This window comes from Paenisporosarcina quisquiliarum, assembly GCF_043641925.1.
GTDB lineage: Bacteria > Bacillota > Bacilli > Bacillales_A > Planococcaceae > Paenisporosarcina > Paenisporosarcina quisquiliarum_A.
Map to the genome: position 1 here is coordinate 145,887 of NZ_JBHZRU010000003.1, position 21,690 is coordinate 167,576.

At 31.3% G+C, this 21,690-nt stretch carries 19 protein-coding genes; 3 read left to right on the forward strand and 16 right to left on the reverse strand.

All coding sequences use genetic code 11. From position 1 onward, the window contains the following. The first annotated feature begins 172 nt into the window (after window positions 1-172). Window positions 173-2,308, forward strand: coding sequence for a YhgE/Pip family protein (locus ACHUE4_RS03685; RefSeq protein WP_394188024.1), 2,136 nt, complete (start codon window positions 173-175; stop codon window positions 2,306-2,308). Window positions 2,309-2,404: 96 nt separating this feature from the next. Here ACHUE4_RS03685 and ACHUE4_RS03690 read toward each other — a convergent pair whose 3' ends face one another. Further along, a complete protein-coding gene (locus ACHUE4_RS03690; RefSeq protein WP_394188025.1) occupies window positions 2,405-3,070 on the reverse strand; it encodes an HAD family hydrolase in 666 nt (221 codons plus the stop codon). Between the two features lie 123 nt (window positions 3,071-3,193). Between ACHUE4_RS03690 and ACHUE4_RS03695 the strand changes: the two genes are divergently transcribed. Both ACHUE4_RS03695 and ACHUE4_RS03700 read left to right on the forward strand, forming a co-directional pair. Then, complete coding sequence (locus ACHUE4_RS03695) at window positions 3,194-3,664, forward strand: hypothetical protein (RefSeq protein WP_394188027.1); 471 nt, start codon at window positions 3,194-3,196, stop codon at window positions 3,662-3,664. Between the two features lie 101 nt (window positions 3,665-3,765). Beyond that, the gene (locus ACHUE4_RS03700; RefSeq protein WP_394188029.1) at window positions 3,766-4,941 is read left to right on the forward strand and encodes an LAGLIDADG family homing endonuclease; all 1,176 of its coding nucleotides are present in this window, start codon (window positions 3,766-3,768) and stop codon (window positions 4,939-4,941) included. A gap of 623 nt (window positions 4,942-5,564) precedes the next feature. On the opposite strand, the gene ACHUE4_RS03705 is transcribed toward ACHUE4_RS03700, so the two are convergent. The 15 genes from ACHUE4_RS03705 to ACHUE4_RS03775 form a co-directional block, all read right to left on the reverse strand. Further along, window positions 5,565-6,308 carry an acyltransferase family protein gene (locus tag ACHUE4_RS03705; RefSeq protein WP_394188031.1) on the reverse strand — a complete coding sequence of 248 codons (744 nt, stop codon included), beginning with the start codon at window positions 6,306-6,308 and terminating at the stop codon, window positions 5,565-5,567. A gap of 35 nt (window positions 6,309-6,343) precedes the next feature. Next, complete coding sequence (locus ACHUE4_RS03710) at window positions 6,344-6,973, reverse strand: YdcF family protein (RefSeq protein ID WP_394188033.1); 630 nt, start codon at window positions 6,971-6,973, stop codon at window positions 6,344-6,346. Between the two features lies 1 nt (window position 6,974). After that, a complete protein-coding gene (locus ACHUE4_RS03715; RefSeq protein WP_394188035.1) occupies window positions 6,975-8,165 on the reverse strand; it encodes a glycosyltransferase family 4 protein in 1,191 nt (396 codons plus the stop codon). Window positions 8,166-8,179: 14 nt separating this feature from the next. Next, window positions 8,180-9,232: a glycosyltransferase family 4 protein gene (locus tag ACHUE4_RS03720; protein ID WP_394188037.1), complete on the reverse strand. Its 1,053-nt coding sequence runs from the start codon at window positions 9,230-9,232 to the stop codon at window positions 8,180-8,182. A gap of 28 nt (window positions 9,233-9,260) precedes the next feature. Next, a complete protein-coding gene (locus ACHUE4_RS03725; RefSeq protein ID WP_394188039.1) occupies window positions 9,261-11,072 on the reverse strand; it encodes a polysaccharide biosynthesis protein in 1,812 nt (603 codons plus the stop codon). A gap of 381 nt (window positions 11,073-11,453) precedes the next feature. After that, complete coding sequence (locus tag ACHUE4_RS03730; RefSeq protein WP_394188041.1) at window positions 11,454-12,242, reverse strand: peptidoglycan bridge formation glycyltransferase FemA/FemB family protein; 789 nt, start codon at window positions 12,240-12,242, stop codon at window positions 11,454-11,456. Window positions 12,243-12,269: 27 nt separating this feature from the next. Further along, window positions 12,270-12,905 carry a GNAT family N-acetyltransferase gene (locus ACHUE4_RS03735; protein ID WP_394188042.1) on the reverse strand — a complete coding sequence of 212 codons (636 nt, stop codon included), beginning with the start codon at window positions 12,903-12,905 and terminating at the stop codon, window positions 12,270-12,272. 144 nt (window positions 12,906-13,049) lie between these two features. After that, on the reverse strand, window positions 13,050-13,652 hold the full coding sequence (locus ACHUE4_RS03740) for a sugar transferase (protein ID WP_394188043.1): 603 nt from the start codon (window positions 13,650-13,652) through the stop codon (window positions 13,050-13,052). Between the two features lie 12 nt (window positions 13,653-13,664). After that, window positions 13,665-14,777, reverse strand: coding sequence for a DegT/DnrJ/EryC1/StrS family aminotransferase (locus ACHUE4_RS03745; RefSeq protein WP_394188103.1), 1,113 nt, complete (start codon window positions 14,775-14,777; stop codon window positions 13,665-13,667). A gap of 62 nt (window positions 14,778-14,839) precedes the next feature. Continuing rightward, a complete protein-coding gene (locus tag ACHUE4_RS03750; protein WP_394188044.1) occupies window positions 14,840-15,511 on the reverse strand; it encodes an HAD family hydrolase in 672 nt (223 codons plus the stop codon). Further along, window positions 15,502-16,491, reverse strand: a complete 990-nt coding sequence (locus tag ACHUE4_RS03755) for an ATP-grasp domain-containing protein (RefSeq protein ID WP_394188045.1) — start codon at window positions 16,489-16,491, stop codon at window positions 15,502-15,504. The genes ACHUE4_RS03750 and ACHUE4_RS03755 overlap by 10 nt, the downstream gene beginning before the upstream one ends. Window positions 16,492-16,706: 215 nt before the next feature. Beyond that, a complete protein-coding gene (locus ACHUE4_RS03760; RefSeq protein ID WP_394188046.1) occupies window positions 16,707-17,891 on the reverse strand; it encodes an O-antigen ligase family protein in 1,185 nt (394 codons plus the stop codon). A gap of 2 nt (window positions 17,892-17,893) precedes the next feature. Beyond that, window positions 17,894-19,372, reverse strand: coding sequence for an oligosaccharide flippase family protein (locus ACHUE4_RS03765; protein ID WP_394188104.1), 1,479 nt, complete (start codon window positions 19,370-19,372; stop codon window positions 17,894-17,896). Continuing rightward, window positions 19,369-20,676, reverse strand: coding sequence for a tyrosine-protein kinase domain-containing protein (locus ACHUE4_RS03770; RefSeq protein WP_394188047.1), 1,308 nt, complete (start codon window positions 20,674-20,676; stop codon window positions 19,369-19,371). The genes ACHUE4_RS03765 and ACHUE4_RS03770 overlap by 4 nt, the downstream gene beginning before the upstream one ends. 10 nt (window positions 20,677-20,686) lie before the next feature. Continuing rightward, complete coding sequence (locus tag ACHUE4_RS03775; protein WP_394188048.1) at window positions 20,687-21,616, reverse strand: NAD-dependent epimerase/dehydratase family protein; 930 nt, start codon at window positions 21,614-21,616, stop codon at window positions 20,687-20,689. Between the last annotated feature and the right edge of the window lie 74 nt (window positions 21,617-21,690).

Consider the following 21,690-nt stretch of genomic DNA (forward strand, 5'->3'; position numbering starts at 1 on the left):
TATAAAACTAATTGACTAGTTGCGCGACATTTTAAAATAAATATTTTCAAAACAAAGGAAATCTTGCAGGAGTTTTATCACTCTATTCAGAATATACATAGTACTTACAAAATGAATAGTTATTCAGTTTGTAGGGGGAGAGAGAAACACATTTTGATTACGGGGGTAATGTATGAACGGTTTTCGTTTATTAGGAATGGAGCTTTCTAAATTAAAAGCTCAAAAAGGGGTATTGTTTAGCTTGATTGGGGTGTTATTAATTCCGATCGTTTACGTGGCAGTCTTATTGTCTTCTACATGGGGACCATATGATTATTTAAATAATCTACCTGTTGCGTTAGTTAACAATGATGAAGGAGCAACTTCTGGGGATGATCCAATCAACGTTGGCGATGATCTAGTAGCAGACTTAAAGAAAAGTAACACACTGGGATGGGCTTTCGTTTCTTCTGAAGAGGCTCAAAAAGGATTAGAAACGCAAGATTATTATATGGTAATTGAAATTCCAAAAGACTTTTCACAAAAAGTAACCACTGTTTTGGATGCAAATCCACAAGTACCTGAATTGAAATATATTCAAAATGAAGGACTTAACTTCATGGCTGCTCAAGTAACCAGAAGTGCAACTGAGAAAATTAGAGAACAATTAGGTAATAAAATCACAGAAACATATACTCGCACTCTTTTTTCGAAATTTGGGGAAATTAACACAGGTTTTGCTTCAGGAGCAGATGGTTCTCAAAAGATATTCGAGGGCACAACATCATTATCTGATGGGACAAGTCTTTTATTAAAATCTCTTACAGATAAATCTGAAGACATTCAAAAACTTGCAAATGGGGCTCAAACTGCCGAAAGTGGAGCGGGTCAATTACTTAGTTCTATTAGGGGCGGTACTGGTGACATCAATAAACTAGCTGCTGGTTCAAAAAGCTTAGCTCAAGGTGTAGGCGAACTAAAAACAGGTTCAGCACAAATCCTTGGGGGATTAAAAGCTGCAAATGAAGGAAGCAATGGTTTGACGTCAGGATTAGAATCTAAATTAGTTCCTGGCAGTATGCAAATTCAAAATGGAATGATTAAAGTAACAGAAACGACGAAACAATTAGCTGCTGGTTCACAAGGTTTGACTGCCGGAATGAAAGCTTTTCTTGCTAAGCATCCCGAACTAGCGACTGATGTTGAGTTTATGACACTGGTTGGAACTAGTGATGCGATCACAAAAGGACTGGTTCAGTTTGACCAAGAAGTACAACCATTAAAAGCAGGTGCTGAACAGTTAGCTGGTGGTCTAACTCAAGCTGCTGCTGGTTCTAAACAAGTAAGCAATGGTCTATCTCAATTAGTTGCAGGTCAGACTGCTGCAGCTGCAGGTATAGACAAGTTACAAGCAGGAGCAAATCAAGTAGCAAATGGAAACGCTTCCGTAGCATCCTCTTGGACAAAATTAAACAACGGTGTCTCTAGTCTTCAAAGTGGACTTTCTCAAATTAGCACAGGTAACTCTACTGTTGCTACAGGATGGGAAGCGATGACACTTGGTGTAACAACTTTAGATAACGGCGCAAAACAATTACAATCTGGTAGTAAAGAACTTTCTACTGGACTTGCTGGTGGAGCAGATGAAATTGCTCAAATTCAAGTAACAGATGCGAATATTGCGATGTTTTCTAATCCAGTAGGCTTAAGTGGTGAAACAGTGAATGGGTTGAATTATTACCGTGATTCTACTGCACCATATATCCTTTCACTTGCATTATTCGTAGGTATTCTCATCTTATCTTTTGTTATTGATTTCAAAAAGCCAGTCGTAACTCCTGGTTCTGCTTTTAGCTGGTACGCGAGTAAACTGATGAACTTGTCTATTTTTGCTATCGCACAAGGCTTACTCGTTTCATTATTTGCCTTGCTCTTCTTACAGCTACAAGTAGATAGTGTGGTTACATTTGTTTTATTCTCTGTCTTTACAAGTTTGACATTTATGGCGATTGTCTTCTTCTTAGTTGTAGTAGGTGGAAATGTTGGTCGTTTTGTAGCATTGGCATTCTTAGTCTTACAACTGTCGACGACAGGTTCAAATCTTCCAATTCCAATGTTACCTGAAAACTTACAAGCACTAAGTAAATTCTTACCTTTGACGTATTCGAATGCAGGTTTCAAATCCATCATTTCTTTAGGTGATACGAGCTTCTTATTAGCAAATGTATTCGTCTTATTCATGTTCTTAGTAGGGTTTGCAATTTTAACATTAGTAGCATTCCTGTTCTTCTACAAAAAAGGACATGCACAAGTGTCAGTTGCAGTATAAATAACGATTAAAATGAAATCCCCGCTGGAATATAGCTTTCCAACGGGGATTTTTCACTTATAAGGAATATAAGAATTTATTACGCGCTAACTTATTTTAGTCCCAGAGAATTTCCCATTTGCGTTCTTCAGCAATCGTTCTTAACCGATTTTCAGGACGAACTGCCACTGGATTGCCAACTAACTCTAAAACACTAATATCTGAAATGCTATCACCATAAGCTGTGCTGTTTTCCCAATCAATATCATACCCATCAAGTGCTTGTTCAATCATCATATTTTTTCTAATCCCTTGAATGTGGAAGATTTCGTTTGCTGTATCTAGGCTACCATTTGAATAAGGTATTTCTGTTCCGATTACTTGATGCACGGCATATTCTTTTGTCACTTCATTAAGCATGGTTGAAAAAGCACCAGAGACGACTAGGACATGATCACCATCTATTAGGTGTTTCTTTAAACGTTCAACAACTGTTTGATTAAGATCTTTGCTCATTCCATTCGACATTTCAATGAAATACGCTTCTAATTCTTCTTGAGACAAATCTTTTAAGGCATTTAAATAGATTTGCATTGATTTCGCCTTCATTTTACCTTCAGGATAAAGCTTCATTTTGTATGCTAAATACGGTTTCATTAATGCTTTATAAAATTTTTTATATTTAGAGGAATGGACTGGATGTTCCTTTAAGTAATTCATCATCAATGTGTATGTTTCTTGAGGGTACAGTGTACCGTCAAAGTCAAATATTGCTACGCGCATGGATTATTCACTCCTGTTCTATTGCTTTATTTTACCATGAATAAAATATACCAGCCACTAGATAGAAGGGAGGGGTGGTGAAGTTTAGAAAGGTTTATAAAAATTAGGAAGTAGTGATATTCGATGTTAAAACGAAAAATGCTTGCTTTTTTATTGACGTATCTGTCTATTGTTCTCATATTATCTTTATTACTTGTAACTGATAATAATATGTATAGTGAATTCTTCTTATATTTTGTATTAATCGGCGCATATTCATTGCCGTTTATTTTACTTTATGGTGTGCCTTCGTCAATATTTGCTGACTATTTGACTAAAAAACTCGTTGGATTAATTAGAAGCGGAGTTTCCTTACTAATTCATCTGGCGATGGGGATGGTGATCGTAGTTATAGCTGGTATCATTTTTGAAAATAAATCATTGTTGATGAATTTTAAATCATTTTTATCGGAGTACTTAATTTTTCTGTTTCCTACTCTTTTAGCTGCATTTTTGTTTTGGTTGTCAGATGAAATGCTCAGATCTACATTCATTCGAAATAAGTTATTATTTATAACTAAAAGTCTAGATAAATATTGGGATTTGAAAAGATAAAATAATGTATAAAGCTTATTATTGAAGGAAATAGACATTTAAGAACATATGTTTGTATAATAGAATTATTAAGCTCTATACAGATGAAAGGATGATTTTTTGTGCCTAGACATCCGAATATCACAGATGAAGCTATTATACAAATGTATACCAGTGAAGTTCCATTTAAAGAAATGATGATCTTAACTGGTTTAACAGATCGAGCAATAAGGAATGTTATGTATAAGCATGGGATTTCTATGAATCGAGCTCAATTTTCTGGTCAGCCAAGAAAAAATAAAGTAAATGAAGACTTTTTCTCCGTTTGGTCTCATGAAATGGCATGGGTTTTAGGGATTTTAGTTACGGATGGTCATATAGACAAGATAAACCATAGTATTTGTTTCTCGCAAAAAGATGAGCGTATTCTTCGAATAATTGCTAAATATATGGCTGCTGATTATGTGTTAACACCATTTGGGAAAACGAAAAAAACGCCAACATTGATTATACATTCAAAGAAAATGAAACTAGATCTTGAGCATTTAGGAATTACTCCTCGTAAATCATTAACTGTTCCTTTTCCAAATGTACCTGAAAAATATCTTTCATCATTTGTTAGAGGGGTTATCGATGGTGATGGGTGGGTGGGGCATGAAGGATATCAAGTGAATGTAACATCTGCTAGTGAAAGTTTTGCTACTAAATTACTTGAGGTGTTTCATTCATGGGATCTGAATTCAGATATAAAACAACATATCAGTCAAAATGGAAATACAATTTACCGTATTTGGGTAAGAGGAAAAATTAGTCTACAAAGACTTTCTGGAATTATTTATAATTACACTATTGATGATTTTATAATTAGTAAAAGAATTTCTATGACTCAGCATAACAAACATCCATTTTATCATGAGGATTTAAGTGAAAACTCAAAATGGCGAATTATTGGAAATAAAATAGTGCATGTATCAAACAGTAATCGGATTTCATTTAGAACGAATGTTAGCAGATCAATATTGGAAGAAATAAAAAATTTGGCTTTAAAACAAAATACTAAAGTAAATCATTTAATTGAAAATGGATTAACAAATATGTTACTTCAAGATGAATTGCCTTTGAACCAGATAACTAAATCGATGGATCGAATCCAATATAAAACAACGTATGATAAAGAATTACTCTTAACTTTAAAAGCATTTGCAAAAGAACGGGATCTCTATATTAACGAGCTAATTGAACTTAGTATACACTTTATTGATATTAAGAAGAGCCGAGGGGACTCAAACAAAATTTGAGTGCTCTTTTTCTTTAAATTTATTTTAGTTGACATAATATCTATTATGGGAAGTTACGTATCATTAGACAAGTATACTTGAAATAGTGAGACAAAATGAATATTCTTTAAAAAGTATAATTTATTTTAAATCGTTTTAAATTCAACCGCTGTACTAAATGTGCTGCACAAATTTTAAGTAGTGATAATTAGTTTCTTACTCGATTATTTTTTGGATAAACATCATTCTGATAAATTCTTTGTGACAAATCTTTTTATGTTAACTTTCTCGTATTTGTTAAAACATTTGGACTGGATTCCTTTTCCTTATCGGTAATACCCATACCTATCTTCCCTATAAAAAAATAACCATAAGGAATTTGGTTTATCACATAAGTAGCAATCATCGATAAAGAAATGCTACCTACAAAATATACAACAAATTCACCAATGAAATGGGTACCCCCCTTTAAAGGTCCTGTAAGCATTATAGAAATTAATGCCATAAAAAAGGGATGAAACAGATATATACCGAAAGAATATTGACTTATCCTTATGATGATCTTTGGAACAGTCCTAACTTTTGTTGATACAAAATAAATAAATAAAATCATTCTAGTTGTAAAAAACACCATATCAATTTTTTTAGAAGATATCACTGGATAAAAACCGTTCATGAAAAGAATAATCGATACTATTGCTAAAAACTAGCGGTGCTGCTAATACCCATTTGTAGTACTTTGCTAACACTTGAGTAAAAATAGTAAAATAAATGCCACTATAATAAGCAACTGTAAAATAAAAAATCCAACCGAAAAATGGTATCCAGTAAAACCAGGACCATATATAGTTCCCAACTATAGTTGGTATAGGATCAACAAAATTAAAGAAACCCAAATATACTATATTTATCATTAATGACAGACCAATCACCCATTTTGGAGACCATTTTTTTAAATACTTGCTAAAGAAAAAATGTAATAGATAAAATTGAAATATAATAATGATAAAATATCCATGATATTCTGCTAATAGAATATGTCTCAAAATGTTATGGCCGATAGCCATGATAACTACTTCTCCATTGCTCAGAGCTTGTTCGAATCCCTTAGCAATCGCGTAAAATATTCCAAATAGAAAATAGGGCATCAAAATATATTTTACTCTCTTACTCCAAAATTGAGCAGGAAGTTTATCGGGATATGACTTCGCGAGAATAAACTCAGAGATAAAGATAAATGTAGGTGTCCCAAAGGTTAAAAGCATAATTCCAGCATTCATTAATTCACTAGGATTGTTCAAGGATCTTTCCATTGCATGATTAAGAACAATACTTAAACATGCGACACTTCTTAATAAAAATATTTCATTAATTATTTTTTTACTCACTAAGTTCCCTCCAACCCTAAGTGTATGGACCTTTTTTAGAACTTATCTATAACCATGTTAAGAAACCATTCTTTTAATTTATACATCCTTAATTTCGCCTCAGAACCATGTATACCAAGTACATTGCCCAAAATTTTAACATATTCTGCTATAGTCATTTTTAAGCTATGTTTTTGTGACCACCATAAATTCGAAATATAACCGGTCTTACTGCCGATAAATAATAATTGAGTATTATCATTTTTAAAGACACGATTAAAATTCATTTTCACTCTTCTCATGTGATAATCCGTAGAGATCACAATGGCTGACTCAAAATGCTGATCATCCATAATTTCTTTAGTGAAAAAAGCATTTTCATAAGTGCTAGTAGCTTTGTCCTCCAAGAATAAATGATTTTTTGGTATATTCATTATTAAGTTATTTGATGTAATAAAAGCATTTGAGTTTGATAAAATCAGATTCTCTGCATAACCCGAATGAAATAAATTAAGCCCCTGTTCTATTCTTCCAGATTCACCACTTAGCACGACAATTACATCGACTTTCTGCGGTATATCGTAAATTACTAAAAACTTGCCTGCCAATAGAAAACTAATAAATATTAGTATAGTAAATATAATTTTTAGATTTTTCGCAAAAGTTTTATTTACTCCAAACAACATCCTAGGATTCCTCTATTAATTGAAAAATTTTTTTATAAGTATTCTTTCTATCGAACTTTTTCTCAGCTATTTGTCTAGAATTTAATCCGAAGTAAACCATTTTATCCCTATGATTTAGTAAGTATTCTATTTTACTTACCAACATTTCTTTGTCTCCAGAATTATAGTTTAAACCTAGGTGATAATCTTTTATTAAATTTATCACTTCTTTATTCGTTCCACTGTTCAATATAGGAAGACCAGCTGCTAAATAGTCGCCAAGTTTATTTGTAATACTTCCTTGTGAATTTTTAGATAGTGAATTTAATGCAATATCAGATTCACATAAGTATCTGGCCATATCCTTATAATCTTGGTAGCCTAAGAATTCCACTGGAGCACCTAATTCAAGTGCTTCTTTCTTCAAAAGTTCTTTGTCTGGCCCTTCTCCCAAGATTTTAACTTTTATTTCAGAATACCCTTTGTTTTTTAGTGTTACGGATGCCCTAATGACCGTTATTAAATCATAACTATAGCTCAAAGTACCAATATACGTTAACCATATCTCGTTTGGGTTTTTATTTAATGATTGATTACCCTTTTTATCAAACGCTTCTAGATCTGCGCCAATAAACACTACACATGAATTTTTCGAAAATTTTTGTGCTCGTGATAAATACGTATTAGAAACAGCAATTAAGTGATCAGCCATTGAATATATTTTGTTCGCAAATAAAGTAAAGGGAAAGACGAGAAAAGAAAAAACTTTATTTGGTAAATTAAATACAACATTAAACGAATCTGGCCATATATCTTGTATATCTAAAATATAGGGTATTTTATTTTTCTTAGAATATCTTCCAACATTAAATGCTGTGTTCATTAAAGGATAGGCGCAATAGATGACGTCTGGAATATTTGTCATATTTTCAACGAATTCTTTAATATTACGTTCAAGTTGCATATGACTGATTATTCTTAGTAAACTAAAATTTTGTTTATATCCTTTTTCAGATATTAAAACAAGTTTGTATTTAACCTGATTTTCTAACAGTTTATTTCTAAACTTTTTATAAGGATGAATAAAATTACTCGTTAAAAGTGTGACATCATGTCCTCTATAGACAAGTTCTGTTGCAAGATAATGAAACCTATTAAACCCCGTTTCGCCAGGTAAAAGCGTATAGGGAGCAATTATAAGAACCTTTTTCAAGCTTCCTTCTCCCATCATAAAGTTTGCTCAATATAAACTTTTCGAGTTTCAGCTACCATAATTCTTGAATTGAAATTTGTTTCTACTAATTGTCTTGCTGCTCTTTTTATTTTTACCGCTTTTTCAGCATTCGTTAAGACATTATGAATTTTAGTTGCAAACTCTTTTGCGTTGTAAGAATTTATTAAGACACCTGTTTCATTGTTTATAATAGCTTCATTAATACCACCAACATTGATGCTAACTACTGGTACGCCGGCCGCAAAGGATTCTAATATTGTCATTGGAAACGCCTCAGTAGTTGAAGTTAAAACCATCACATCAATGGAATGAAAAAAAACTTCGGGGTTATTAATATTCCCAAGTAATTCAACATGATTTTCCAATTGTAATTTTATTATTAAATCTTTTATATTTTGTTTTTCTGGTCCATCACCCGCGATAATAAAAGTACAATCTAAGTCATTTTTAATTATTAACTTTGCAACTTTTAAAAAAAGAGTATGATTTTTTTCGGGTGATAATCTTCCTAGAATACCAATCCTCTTTTTTGTATTTTCTTTTTCCACATAATTAAATTGATCTAAGTCAACACCATTATAAATTCTTTGTGTTTTAATTTCTTGTACACCTTGTTCTATTAAAAGATGTCTCTGTCTTTCAAATACTGTAATTACTTTATTAACAAAAACATTAATGATTAATGAAAAAAGTCGTGGTGCATGTCTTTCAATAACGGTGACGTTATGCTTTGTGTATACAAGTTTTGTTCTAGGAAATAAACTTTTTAATAAAAGACAGTAAAGAAGCATAGTAAAACTGTTTGCATGTAAAAGATTAATATTTTTATTTTTAATAATAGATATGAACATTAAGATATTTTTAAAATGATTCCCAGTTAATTCATAATATTTATCCGGGTATTTTAAAAATTGATTAAACGACCCACTTTTAGCCGCAGTAAATAAGTTTATACCCAAATCGGTTAAACGGTTTTCACATTTCACAAAATATCTCTCTGCCCCACCTGTCTCTAAAATATTCGTAATAAACAATACATTTACCATCCATTCATCCTTTGATAGAAAGTTTATTTTACACTTTGATTGTTTGATTAGATCCATTAGCAATGTTCAAAAGCTTGTTTCTTAATAACGAACTATCCATCTTAGGGAACTCAATAATTAATCTCCATACTTCATCTAAATTGCTTTCTATACTTTTTCCTACATGAATTTTTGGATGAATTTGTATATCGATAACTTCATCTTTATTTAATAATTCTTCCATTAATTTTTCCCCAGGTCTCATTTCTGTAAATTCAATCGGAATTTCTTCTTCGGTGAATCCAGAAAGACGAATCAAATTTTTGGCTAAATCAACAATTTTAACTGGATTTCCCATATCCAAAACAAATACTTCTCCTCCTTTTGCAAATGCTCCAGCTTGTAAAACGAGCCTTGATGCTTCTGGAATTGTCATAAAGTATCGCTGCATTTCAGGATGAGTAATTGTTACTGGTCCTCCATTTTTAATCTGTTCTTTAAATAGCGGAATTACACTCCCTCTACTTCCTAGTACATTACCAAATCGAACTGCAACAAACCTTGTTTGACTTGATTTATCGAGGTTTTGAATCACCAATTCAGCAATTTTTTTAGTGGATCCCATAACACTTGTAGGATTAACTGCTTTATCTGTTGAAATCATCACGAAAGTTTTTACATCAGCTGCGTCTGCAGCTTCAGCCACATTTTTTGTGCCAATAACATTGTTTTTAAAAGCTTCCTCTGGATTTCTTTCCATTAGAGGTACATGCTTATGAGCTGCTGCATGAAATACAACATCCGGAGTGAAGTTTCTCATAACCTGAAAAATTTTATCTCGATCTTGAATATCAGCAATTTCGGTAATAAATTCGATATTGTTTTTAAACGTAGATTGGAGCTCCATTTCAATAGAATATATACTGTTCTCACCATGACCCAATAGAATAAGTTTGGATGGCTTAAACATCGAAATTTGACGACAAATTTCTGAACCAATTGATCCACCTGCTCCTGTGACTAAAACAATTTTATTTGATAGATAGTTTTTAATTGAATGTGTATCCAACTCAACAGGATCTCTGCCAAGAAGATCTTCTACTTCAACGTTTCGAATTTCATTTACAGATACCTTACCTAACATTAAATCTTCTAATTTTGGAATTATTTGAGTTTGCGCTTTGGTTTTTTTACACTCATGGAAAATATTATTTAATTCTTTTTTACTCAGGGAAGGTATTGAAATGATAATATTTTCTATATATAGAGATTCAACTGCATCTTTTATTTGTTTTATTCCACCTAATACTGGAAGTCCAAGTATATCGAGATCATGTTTCCTAACATCATCATCTATAAAAGCAACAGGACATAGTAATGCATCATGACTTTGTATTAATTGCCTTACCACCATTGTTCCAGCTGATCCAGCACCTACAACTAAAGTTCTTTTCATTTTAAGTTTATGAATATTCTTATACCTATCCATATAACATCTTCGTAGAAATCGTGATCCACCAATTAATAAAATATGACTCATCCATGTAATTGTTAATGTTCTAAGGTATATATCTTGGAGGAAAAAGAATTGAACAAATGATAGGACTAAAATGGAAAATGTTACTGTTTTTAAAATAATAATCATTTCTCTAATGCTCGCGTATTCGAGTGAGCTTTTATATAGCTTGAATATATAGGATAATATATGATGTGTAATTATTAAGGTAACAGCACTAATTAGTAGAGGTAGTGTAATAATTGGATTCCGCGGAAGTAAAATGAAGTTACTAAGAAAGATTGTATTAATAACGATAAATGAATCTAAAAGGATATAAAATATGTATCTTTTTTGAATACTCAATACTTAATCTCCTTTAAAGTATTTGTGAAATCCATTGATTAATTTGAAGTAAAAACGATTGGAAGAAAGTAAAGGGGAGATTTTTTTTCAAACATTTTTCAGCTTACTTATTAAACTAGGATGTCTATATATTGGGAAAAAATCTTTGTCTAAAATGTCGATATCCTTTATAATCTCTTGATATATTATATTGTTGTGAATTTTTTTGCATGTGTAAAAAGGTAAATCGCCATCTTTGTTAAAGTGCTTCTTGAATTTATATAAACTATCCTCGCCTGAATACCCTCCTCCTAAATGCAAAGTTTTAAAACCTTTAGACTTTGCCCAGTCAACAACAAAATTTATTAATAAATTATTTGGTGAATATTTCAAATAATTTTCTTAAGAACCTAACAAATGATAATGTATATTTTCTCCATAACACATAAAGAAGCAGGATAAAATCACCTTGTCTTCATAAGTCACTTCAAACAATTTAATCTGATTTCCAAGTAAGTCCACCATATTTTCAAAGAATGTAGAACCAAAATAATAGTACTCATTAGCTTGCTTTTTAGCCATTGTTTTATTGTATAGATAAATAAAATTTTCTAAGTCATTAATAGAGCTTTGAACAACTTTCAAGCCATACTGAATGGATTTTCTAATCCGATTTCTATTTTTAGTATCATACTTAGCCCAAATTTCTTTTTTGTCTCGTGTTAAATCCACATATATTGTATTTCGAATATATTCTGACTCATAGTCTTTGTTGTCAATTTCATTACGAATCATTGGGTGATACCGAATAAACTCAGTGATTATATTGTTTTCTTTACAGTATTCGTTTAGAAGCTTATTAAAATTGCGATAAATGTTATTTTTTATCTGAGGGTCTTTTATATTAGATATAGGTCCACCATAACCATAAGGCGTGATCATATCATATGTTTTTCCATATTTCGCTTCTATTTCATATTCATTTGGTATGTTATTAATCTCTCTTAACAAAAATGGATAATATATTAGTAGATTATCTTCTTCATAAACAATTAATTGAGCTTTCCCTTCTCCATTCTTTTCATATAGGTGACAATATTCTGGAGTAAAATAGATATCTTTATGATCAATTTTATCCAAAAATTCTAACCATTTCTCCCTTTGAAAGATATCAAAGGTAGTAAAGCTCATAAAAATCCCCCTTGGGTATATTGCTATTTAATTAGTTATCAAACTTAATCTTTTCGTAAGACCCATAAATTGAAATTGATTATGATGTATTTCTTTTTCAGATACCAAAAGAAGTGACCTTGTATCATCTAACATTTGTAATCCGCATTGGAGTTCTTCGTCTTCTATTGCTTGAAGTCCAGTGACGCGAAATAACAATGCTTTTATTCTTCCTACTTGATACGTTCTTTTTGATGTTTTAATAAATACATTTGAAAAATCATATAATGCTTGTTCAGCTTCAGAAGTATGAAAGTTTACAACACTAACTTCAGTTAATTCTCCATCAAGTGAACTATTTAATCTCTTAGTTACATACCATTGTTTTGAAGAAATATTCTTAAATCCATTATTTTTATACCATAATTCCGCAAATTGATTGTCTTCAAATACATCCAATGTAATCTTGTTTTTTTTATATAATTTCGCAAGAAAAAATCCATGCTCAAGGAGTGCTTTGCCTATTCCAAGACCCCTATAATTTGCAAAAAGGCTAATTTGATTTAAAAAAATCCCATCTTCATAAATTCGCCATTCAGTAAATCCTAGTAATTGATCATCTTTATAGGCACCAAAATAAAAATAATTGCTTAATCCTTTAGGCAGTCGCAATATATTTTTCAAATATACTTCATACCTGTTTGAACTATAAATTGTCAGTTGAAACAACTCTTCTTTAAAACTGCATTTAATTAATAAAGGTATTAAATGGACATCTTTAAGATTCAGTGGAGCAATAGTAAAATTTATGATTGAAAACCCCCTCTTTCATTTAGTAGTTTTCCGATCAATATCCAAATCCATTAATAACTCACTCGGATTATCAACCACATCTTGACCTTTTAACACTTTTAATACTGTTTTACATACAATTTTCACATCTAAAGTTATTGATTTATTTTGAACGTATTCCACATCTAAACGAAGTCTCGTATTCCAATCCAGATGATTTCTACCTGAAATTTGAGCTAAACCAGTTATTCCAGGCTTAACTAAATGCCTTTTGTTCTCTTCTGCTGTGTAGAAAGGAAGATACCTCACTAATAAAGGTCTAGGACCCACAAAATTCATGTCACCTTTTATTATATTAATAAGCTGCGGTAGTTCATCGAGGCTAGCTTTTCTTAAAAATAAACCAACTTTAGTTAAACGCGCTCCATCTGGTAATAAAGCATCTTCTTGATCAGTTTTATTTGTCATCGTTCTAAATTTATAAAGGAGAAATATCTTTCCATTTAAACCGACACGCTCTTGTATGAAAAATATTGGAAATCCTAATTTTAGTAGAACTATTAAAGATGTAATTAATAAAACTGGCCATAAAATTAATGTTAACAATACAGCAATAAATAGATTTAGGAAGTTATTCAAAAGCTATTTTCCTTAACATTCATGAAACACTTCTTTAATACAATCTACGACTCTGCTGATTTCTTCTACTGTGAGGTTAGAGCCTGAAGGTAAACAAATACCAGATTGAAATAATTGATCCGAAACACTACCTTCAGGACTATGTGGAAAGTATAAGTTTTTCTTAAAAAGCGGTTGAAGATGAAGTGGTTTCCAAACAGGACGACCTTCAATATTTTCACTCTCTAAAGCGTCTAAAACTTGTTCAGCTTTTACTGAAGTTTTCTTTGGGTTTATAGTTAATGCTGTTAGCCAACGAGATGAACGACCAAATGCTGCTTCAGACATAAATTCGATTCCATCCAAACTTGATAATTCATTATTATATATATCGAAAACATTTCTTCGAGCATTTACACGTTCATTGATGACTCTTAATTGTCCTCTTCCTATACCAGCTAAAACATTACTTAATCTATAATTAAAACCAATTCTACTATGCTGATAGTATCGAGCTGGATCTCTCGCTTGAGTTGCCCAATATCGTACTCTTTCTAAAGCTTCTATATCTTCCGATACGAGCATACCACCTCCAGAAGTAGTGATGATTTTATTGCCATTAAAAGAATAAATACCATATTTTCCAAGAGTTCCACTAGCTTTACCTTTATAGGTTGCGCCTAATGATTCTGCTGCATCTTCAATTACTGGAACATTGTAGTGATTACATATATCGAGAATTTTAGACATATCTGCACTCTGTCCGTAAAGATTTACAACAATAACTGCTTTAGGAAGCTTCCCTTCTTTTTCAAAATAATGAAAAGCTTGTTCCAACGCTTGTGGTGATAAATTCCAAGTGATTGGCTCTGAATCTATAAATACTGGTTCTGCTCCTTGGTACAAGATAGGATTAGCACTTGCCACGAATGTAAGTGAAGAACAAAAAACAAGATCACCTCTGCCAACATTTAATAATTTCAATGCCAAATGTATTGCAGCAGTCCCCGAACTTAATGCCACCGCTCCCCTTGTTCCAACAAATTGAGATATCTCTTGTTCAAAATAATCTATGTTTTTTCCTATAGGAGCAATCCAGTTTGTATCAAACGCTTCTTTTATGTAATCTTGTTCAAACCCACTCATATGTGGGGAAGAAAGAAATATTCTATTCGAAGTTTTCACCAAAATATATTCAACTCCCTCATCTAAATAACATTACTTAATTCTCTAAGAGAAGAGATACAGATGTCGGCATCGTATATTTCATCTACTTTTACATCACGATATTCGCCAATTGTTCTGCGAATTTTTATGGTTTTCCAACCTAACTTTTTTGCAGCAACAAAATCTTTTAAAGGATTGTCCCCAACATACACAAAATCCTTTGCTTGACCTTTAAAGTACTCCATCATGGTTAAATATGGTAGATGATTAGGTTTCCATTTATTTTTTCCTAACAAGTCTGTATAAACAATGAAATCAAAAGAGTCTTGAATACCTAACGCTTTTACTTTACTAATTTGTGAATTTGCATATCCATCCGTTAATAGTCCAATACCTTTATATGTTCTAAAGTATTTTAGAGCCCAATCAGCATCTTCAAATAATTTAATCTGAGGAGAATGATTACGGTACATCTCAACAAGTTGAAAGATAAATGCTTCATTATAATGAATTCCCAATTGATCTAGTGCAAGATTGAAAATATTCCCTCTTTCGCCTTCTTTATAAAGCGCAAATGCATGGTTATAAAAATCAGGTATATTGTATTTAGTATATAGAAAGTGGGATATTGATTTTAAACCGCTGCTAACATACTCACTTTCTGGGTAAAGAGTATCGTCCATATCAAATATAACAATTTGCGTTAAAGCCATAATTCTGATCCCTTTTCGATGAAAATCGCTTCATCATATCTCAGCATAGCTAACCCATCCATCCAATCGTCAATCCTATTATGAGTCTCTTCACCGTTCATCCACTGGATTATATACTTAGGAAAATCAGCCCCAGCCTCAAAAGACAATGGTACACCTCCTCCAAACCTAGGATTAATTTCGATAAATGTAATTTCCCCATCGTTTGTGATAAAACATTGCAAAGTTATGCATCCTAACGCTCCTGGAAGTGCTTCTACAACCTTTTTACTTGCCTCAATTAATAATTTATTTTTCACGGTGAGTCCTTTACTCACTTCTCCAGCACGAGTTTCTATACGAAGTCTTGGAACCACAGAACGAATATTTCCTGAAAAATCGACAAGAACATCTACTGTATATTCATCGCCTACAACAAAATTTTGTAACATCGCATCAGGTGTATAGTTTATAAAAAATAATAACTCATTGATGTTATTTATTTTATTAACCCCTTCGCTACTACTTCCATTTACTGGCTTAATTATGTAAGGAAAATTGAATTGTTGGCTATTCATTAGTATGTTCACATCAAAAATATCTGGGGTTTGAAAACCTGTATTTTTAAAAAAATGATAAGTATTTCTCTTATCGAAACAAATATCATTAACTTCGCATGAAGAAACTAAACAAGTTACACCTATTTCTTCGAATTCTTCTTTATGAAAAGATAATTGAGTTAACTCGGTATCAATTAGTGGAATAAGAAGGGTGATATTGTATTTTTGACAAATATTCTTTAAAGCTTCGATATAGTTAGAATCAGATATTTTAGGAACTACTATATGTGTATCTGACATATAGGATGCAGGAGCTGAATTTTTAAAATCAGTTGTTATGATTTTCCCCTCTACACCAAGTTCATTCAAAGTGCGTTTAAAATGATTTATTAATTGAACTCTTCTCCCTACACTAGTGAATAAAATATTGAATTGTGACATTTACTACCACCTCCAATGTACCCAGTAATTATTACTTAGTATTATCTTCTTTACACTTAAATACCTAATCATGTAAACCATTAATACTAAGATAATATATGATTTGTTTTGGATACTTAGACATATACAAACAAATCGTTAATAATTATAGGGGTTAATAAAGTAAGATTCCTATTCTTTATTTACTATTGAACGATTGGGATTACTCTTGGATCTTATATTGTTAATGAACGCTCTTTTAAACTTTTTTGACGTGGAATATAGTTTGCCACAATAGCCAAATACAAGAGAAATACTTCGTTAATAAAGAAAGTAAGTGATGTCATTTGTACAAGAAATAAAATGAATGTTAAAAATAAAAATGGTTTCTCAAAAGCCAAATTGTTTTCCAGCAATTGATAGCAAACAAAGAATAAAAAAAGTACATATATACTAAAACCGATTACACCCGACTCCGAAAGTATTTCTAAGAAAGTGTTATGAACAAAATGAGTATCACTAAAATCATGAGAATTATACTCTTTAAAATTAAATGCACCTATACCAAAAAAGGGCTGTGATCCAAAATAAGTCCATGCTCTGCTCCACAATTCAAATCGGCCACTTCCCCCATCCGTTGAAAAATCTTGAATTCTAGAAAAAATCATATTCATAAAATTTATATGAAATACAAATGTCAAAATAAATGCAAATAATGACAACAAACTAATGGAAGACAAGATTAATTTAAATTGTTTAATTGGTTTACTCATCAATAAAAATATAATAAAGACAAAAGCCATGGCCATTATGCCGCCTCTAGAAAAAGTTAATAAGTTTGTAATTAAACAGAGGATTAAGCCGATTTTATTTAAAGAACTTTTTGAATTACATAAGAAATATGTGAAAAAAATCGAATTATAAAAAATATAATAATTTGGGTCGGTAACTACTCCAATTAAGCGAGGATAATCTCTATCCATCATTACTCCACCAATAGTAGTAAGTTTGAATTTTAGTGCAATACCATATAAGAGAAGACTTAGCGTATTAAAAACTAGTCCTGAATATCCAATTGCTTTCTCAATCGCATATATAGAATATTTAACTAAAAAGAATCTAATGATAAAATAACAGATGATTAATAATATTATTCCTAAAATAATACGAATACTTTCAATCGGATATAATGAAAATGCACCAGTAAAGCTGAAGGTTAAATAAAATAAAATCATAATAAATTCATAGAAATGGAACTTGACAAAGTAGAATACAGTTACATTGAAAACAAATAGAAAAAACAAAAATACCATATATGGTTTTAATGCAAAACCTATGTAAATGTAATATTTACCTAGGGTAATAAGTAGAATCAATAAAAACAATGGAAATATTTTATTTTGATCTGTTCGAATTTCCATTATCAAGATCCTTTCCAAAACTTGCTAAGAACTCTCCCAATGGTCGATCTCTTAAAATAGGTAATAATGTTTCTGCTTAATACTCTATCTAGTAAAACCACAATAGTGAGTACAAAAATGCAAATAATCATTGCTACTATAGGAGTCGATTCGAAAAATGTGTAAGTACCAAATAAAGATATACCGAAAAAAATCGAATATGGTACAAGTACATTTTTGGCAATAATCCACCTGTTTGGATTAGTGATCCAGAAACCAATTAATGCGATTGCTTCTATACATAAACAAGCCATAGCGGCACCTAAAATCAAATATAGATTACTTAAAAATAAAAAGAGGAAAATTGCACAAACAACAGAAACAAACTGAACTATTGTCCGATAATTTTGCTTTGCTTGTGTAGTTAAACCATCTGCTAAAGCAATATTGATGCTTTGTAATACTAGTAGTAATGACAAAACTTGTAATGCTTCAGCTGCATGAATCCATTTATGTCCAAATAGTAGAAGAATAATTTCTTCAGACATGTAAAACAAAACAATAGTAATACACATTCCCATTAAAGACATGATTTTTAATTGCAATATATTTAGTTTTAAATGTTGATCAGATTCATCGATATTATATAGTCTGAACAAAGCTGGATAAAACGCACCTGCAATCACACCTGGTATCTGATAGAGTGATGCTGGGATTCGGAGAGCAATTGCAAACATGCCTAATTGACTTAGAGTTAATGTTTTTTCTAATACAATTGGCCCGATTTGTGGCAAAAGCATCATTAGTAATCCACTTAATAAAAAAATCCAAAGTTTGTAGAGAATCAATTTTTGAAATGGCCATTTAAATGAGAGTTCAATATGTTTGCTCACAAGAAATAATCCTACTAATCCTGCTAAAAAATACGAAAATCCATACAAGAAGCTTATAATGAAAGGGCCGACTTTTAACCAACTACCTAAAAATATACTTATAACTAAGAATAATGCCGATGAAATTCTAATAATTCCCAAATACTGCATTTTTTCTACGAGTTGAAAATAAGTGATTCCTACGCTTTGTAAAGATAAACCTAGCACCATTGGTATTATAAGGAAATACATTGTTTTAATTAATTCTTGATTTTCATAAATTAAGTGGATAACCATAAATCCACATAAAAAAATGGCAATTAACAATACAATCCTTACTTTTATATAAGATGAAATTATTGCTTCGAGATTGGATTCTTTTTTAGAACCTTCTCTAAGGACTGTTACACTTAAACCTACATCCGTAAAATAGCCCATGACCAGAGAAATGGCCAAAGCGATACTAAACATACCATAGTTCTCCGAATTCATACTTTTTGCTAAAAGTATTAATGTTAAGAGATTTAAAATACTTGAAAGTGCTGTGCTATAGAATAGGTGAAGTACATTTTTAACAATGGAATTTCTAGTTAAATCAATTATTTTTTCTCCACCTTTTGATTTTGCTATTTAACCTGAAATATTACGCCAAGAATATTTTTATTGCCTGTTTCTAAATATTTTTTAGTTTTAATAACATCTTCTTTTGTAGTTGAATTCTTTTTTACAACCAATAAAACATCATTACAATATTTAGCTAATATTTGAGAGTCTGAAGCGGACAAAAAGTCTCGACTTTCGATAATAATCAAATCATAATGAGTCTTTAAATTAATTATTGAATTTTCCAAATTATGAGAACCCCAAACTTTCGATGGTTCATCTAATAATGGACCAGTCGTTAAAAGAGATAAGCCAGTGGTGTAGGTATAATGTGAATGAATATGTAAGTTTCCATCATTCAATAATACATTGGTAAATCCTGATTTATTATCTAAGTTGAACCACACATGTAACGATGGATTGTCCAAGTTTGCATCAATAAGTAAAACTTTTTTTCCTTTTTCAGCCATTGAAATGGCTAACTTAGCAGAAATAATAGACTTTTGTTCGCTTAAATTTGGAGAAGTAATTAATAGTAACGAACAGTTTTTTTGTCTATTTTCAATATTTGTTCTAATTATTCTAATTTGCTCTGTACTAACTAGTTCAGGGCTTAGTTTCAGTTTTCTAAACGTTTTTTTATTAGACTTCTTATTAGATTGAAGTTGTTTTCCTTTTAGTTTCATCTTTCTTTTTAAGTCTACTTCTCCTAATACTGTTAAACGAAGTGCTTCAAGATCAAATGCCGATTCCACACTATCATCAAGATATTCTCTAGTCATTGCAATGCCTATCCCTGCAAATATACCAACCATTAATCCTATTGCGATATTTAAAAGAGGACTATCTACTCGCTTTAACGAAGTGCTTGAATCTGGTCCGCTTAAGATTTTGATATCCTCACTATTCAATAGCTTATTCATTTCATCCCGTGCAACCAATGCAACTGTATTTGCTATATCCTCAGCTAATTTCGAATCATTACTCCGAACCACAATGTTAATGATTTGCGAGTTATAATTATTTTTCACAACAATATTTTCTGAAACATTACTTATTTTAAGTTCTTTTTCAACTTTATGAAGAACAACCGGACTCTTAATAAAGTCTGTAGATGAAGCGACAATCCTTGTTATTTCTTGAGTTTCTTGAAGGTCTTTATTTTTAAATACACCAATTAGTAACGATTCCGTAGCTTCGTAGGTTGGTTTCATTGCAAGTATCACTATGCAAACAGTGAAAATGATTATACTTATACTCGTGATAATTATTGAAATATATCTTTTCTGCAATATTTTTAGAAACTTCTTTAAGTCCATGTTTTCGTTCATACTAACCACCTTATCCATTATGTTTGATGGTATTTTTATAATACAAAATGGTTTCTTTTAAACCCGTTGAAATATTATGAATCGGCCTCCAATGTAATAAGTTTTTTGCTTTATCATTTGATAACAAGCTATTATTAATATCTCCAAACTTGGGGTCACAAAAAACTGGAAGTAGAGAGTTGTTCTTCATGATATTTTTAAACTCGAAAAAAAGTGTTAGTAAAGACGTTTGCACATTCGTACTGATATTGACTATTTCATTATTTTCTCTATTCAATGCAGCTACGTTAGCTTTTGCTACGTCTTTCACAAAAATAAAATCTCTAGTTTGCAGTCCATCACCATAAATGCGAAGTGTCTTGGCATTAATAATTTTCTCGGCAAAAATAGCAATTACACCTGCTTCCCCATTAGCATTCTGTCTAGGACCATAAACATTTGCATACCGTAATATTGAATAAGGTAAAGCGAACAATTCAGAATAGAGTTTAATGTATAACTCTGAAGTACATTTTGACAATCCGTAAAATGAAATTGGTTTTGTGGGATGAGATTCATCAATTGGTAAATAAAGTGGATTTCCGTAGACAGCAGCGGTTGATGCAAAAATGAATTTCTTTATTTTGTATTTAACACAGGCATCCAAGAGATTAATTGTAGCTAAAATATTAATTTGAGCATCATCAATAGGAGATTCCAATGACTTTCCAACTGAGACTTGTGCAGCTTGATGGATTACATAGTCGGGCTTTTCTAAAACAAAAATGTCATCTATAGAGAGACATATATCTCGATTGTAAAATTTAGCACCTGATGGTATGTTTTCTTCATTTCCTGTTATCAAATTATCCACAATAATTACCTCATAATTAGCTTCTAACAAAGCTTCTGCAATATGAGAACCAATAAATCCAGCTCCACCAGTAAGTAAAATCTTCATACCTAATCACACTCCATTTTTGGAATCATTAGAACTTTAATATTTTTATTTGGTCCCGTCAGCTACATTTATCT

What these genes read in the sequence shown, in the direction of transcription:
- ACHUE4_RS03695 (WP_394188027.1), top strand. Translation starts at nt 3,194, where the DNA reads ATGTTAAAACGAAAAATGCTTGCTTTTTTATTGACGTATCTGTCTATT.
- ACHUE4_RS03775 (WP_394188048.1), bottom strand. Translation starts at nt 21,616, where the DNA reads ATGAAGATTTTACTTACTGGTGGAGCTGGATTTATTGGTTCTCATATT.
- ACHUE4_RS03720 (WP_394188037.1), bottom strand. Translation starts at nt 9,232, where the DNA reads ATGGTAAATGTATTGTTTATTACGAATATTTTAGAGACAGGTGGGGCA.
- ACHUE4_RS03770 (WP_394188047.1), bottom strand. Translation starts at nt 20,676, where the DNA reads ATGAACGAAAACATGGACTTAAAGAAGTTTCTAAAAATATTGCAGAAA.
- ACHUE4_RS03750 (WP_394188044.1), bottom strand. Translation starts at nt 15,511, where the DNA reads ATGGCTTTAACGCAAATTGTTATATTTGATATGGACGATACTCTTTAC.
- ACHUE4_RS03685 (WP_394188024.1), top strand. Translation starts at nt 173, where the DNA reads ATGAACGGTTTTCGTTTATTAGGAATGGAGCTTTCTAAATTAAAAGCT.
- ACHUE4_RS03690 (WP_394188025.1), bottom strand. Translation starts at nt 3,070, where the DNA reads ATGCGCGTAGCAATATTTGACTTTGACGGTACACTGTACCCTCAAGAA.
- ACHUE4_RS03745 (WP_394188103.1), bottom strand. Translation starts at nt 14,777, where the DNA reads ATGAGTGGGTTTGAACAAGATTACATAAAAGAAGCGTTTGATACAAAC.
- ACHUE4_RS03710 (WP_394188033.1), bottom strand. Translation starts at nt 6,973, where the DNA reads ATGTTGTTTGGAGTAAATAAAACTTTTGCGAAAAATCTAAAAATTATA.
- ACHUE4_RS03760 (WP_394188046.1), bottom strand. Translation starts at nt 17,891, where the DNA reads ATGGAAATTCGAACAGATCAAAATAAAATATTTCCATTGTTTTTATTG.
- ACHUE4_RS03755 (WP_394188045.1), bottom strand. Translation starts at nt 16,491, where the DNA reads ATGTCACAATTCAATATTTTATTCACTAGTGTAGGGAGAAGAGTTCAA.
- ACHUE4_RS03730 (WP_394188041.1), bottom strand. Translation starts at nt 12,242, where the DNA reads ATGAGCTTTACTACCTTTGATATCTTTCAAAGGGAGAAATGGTTAGAA.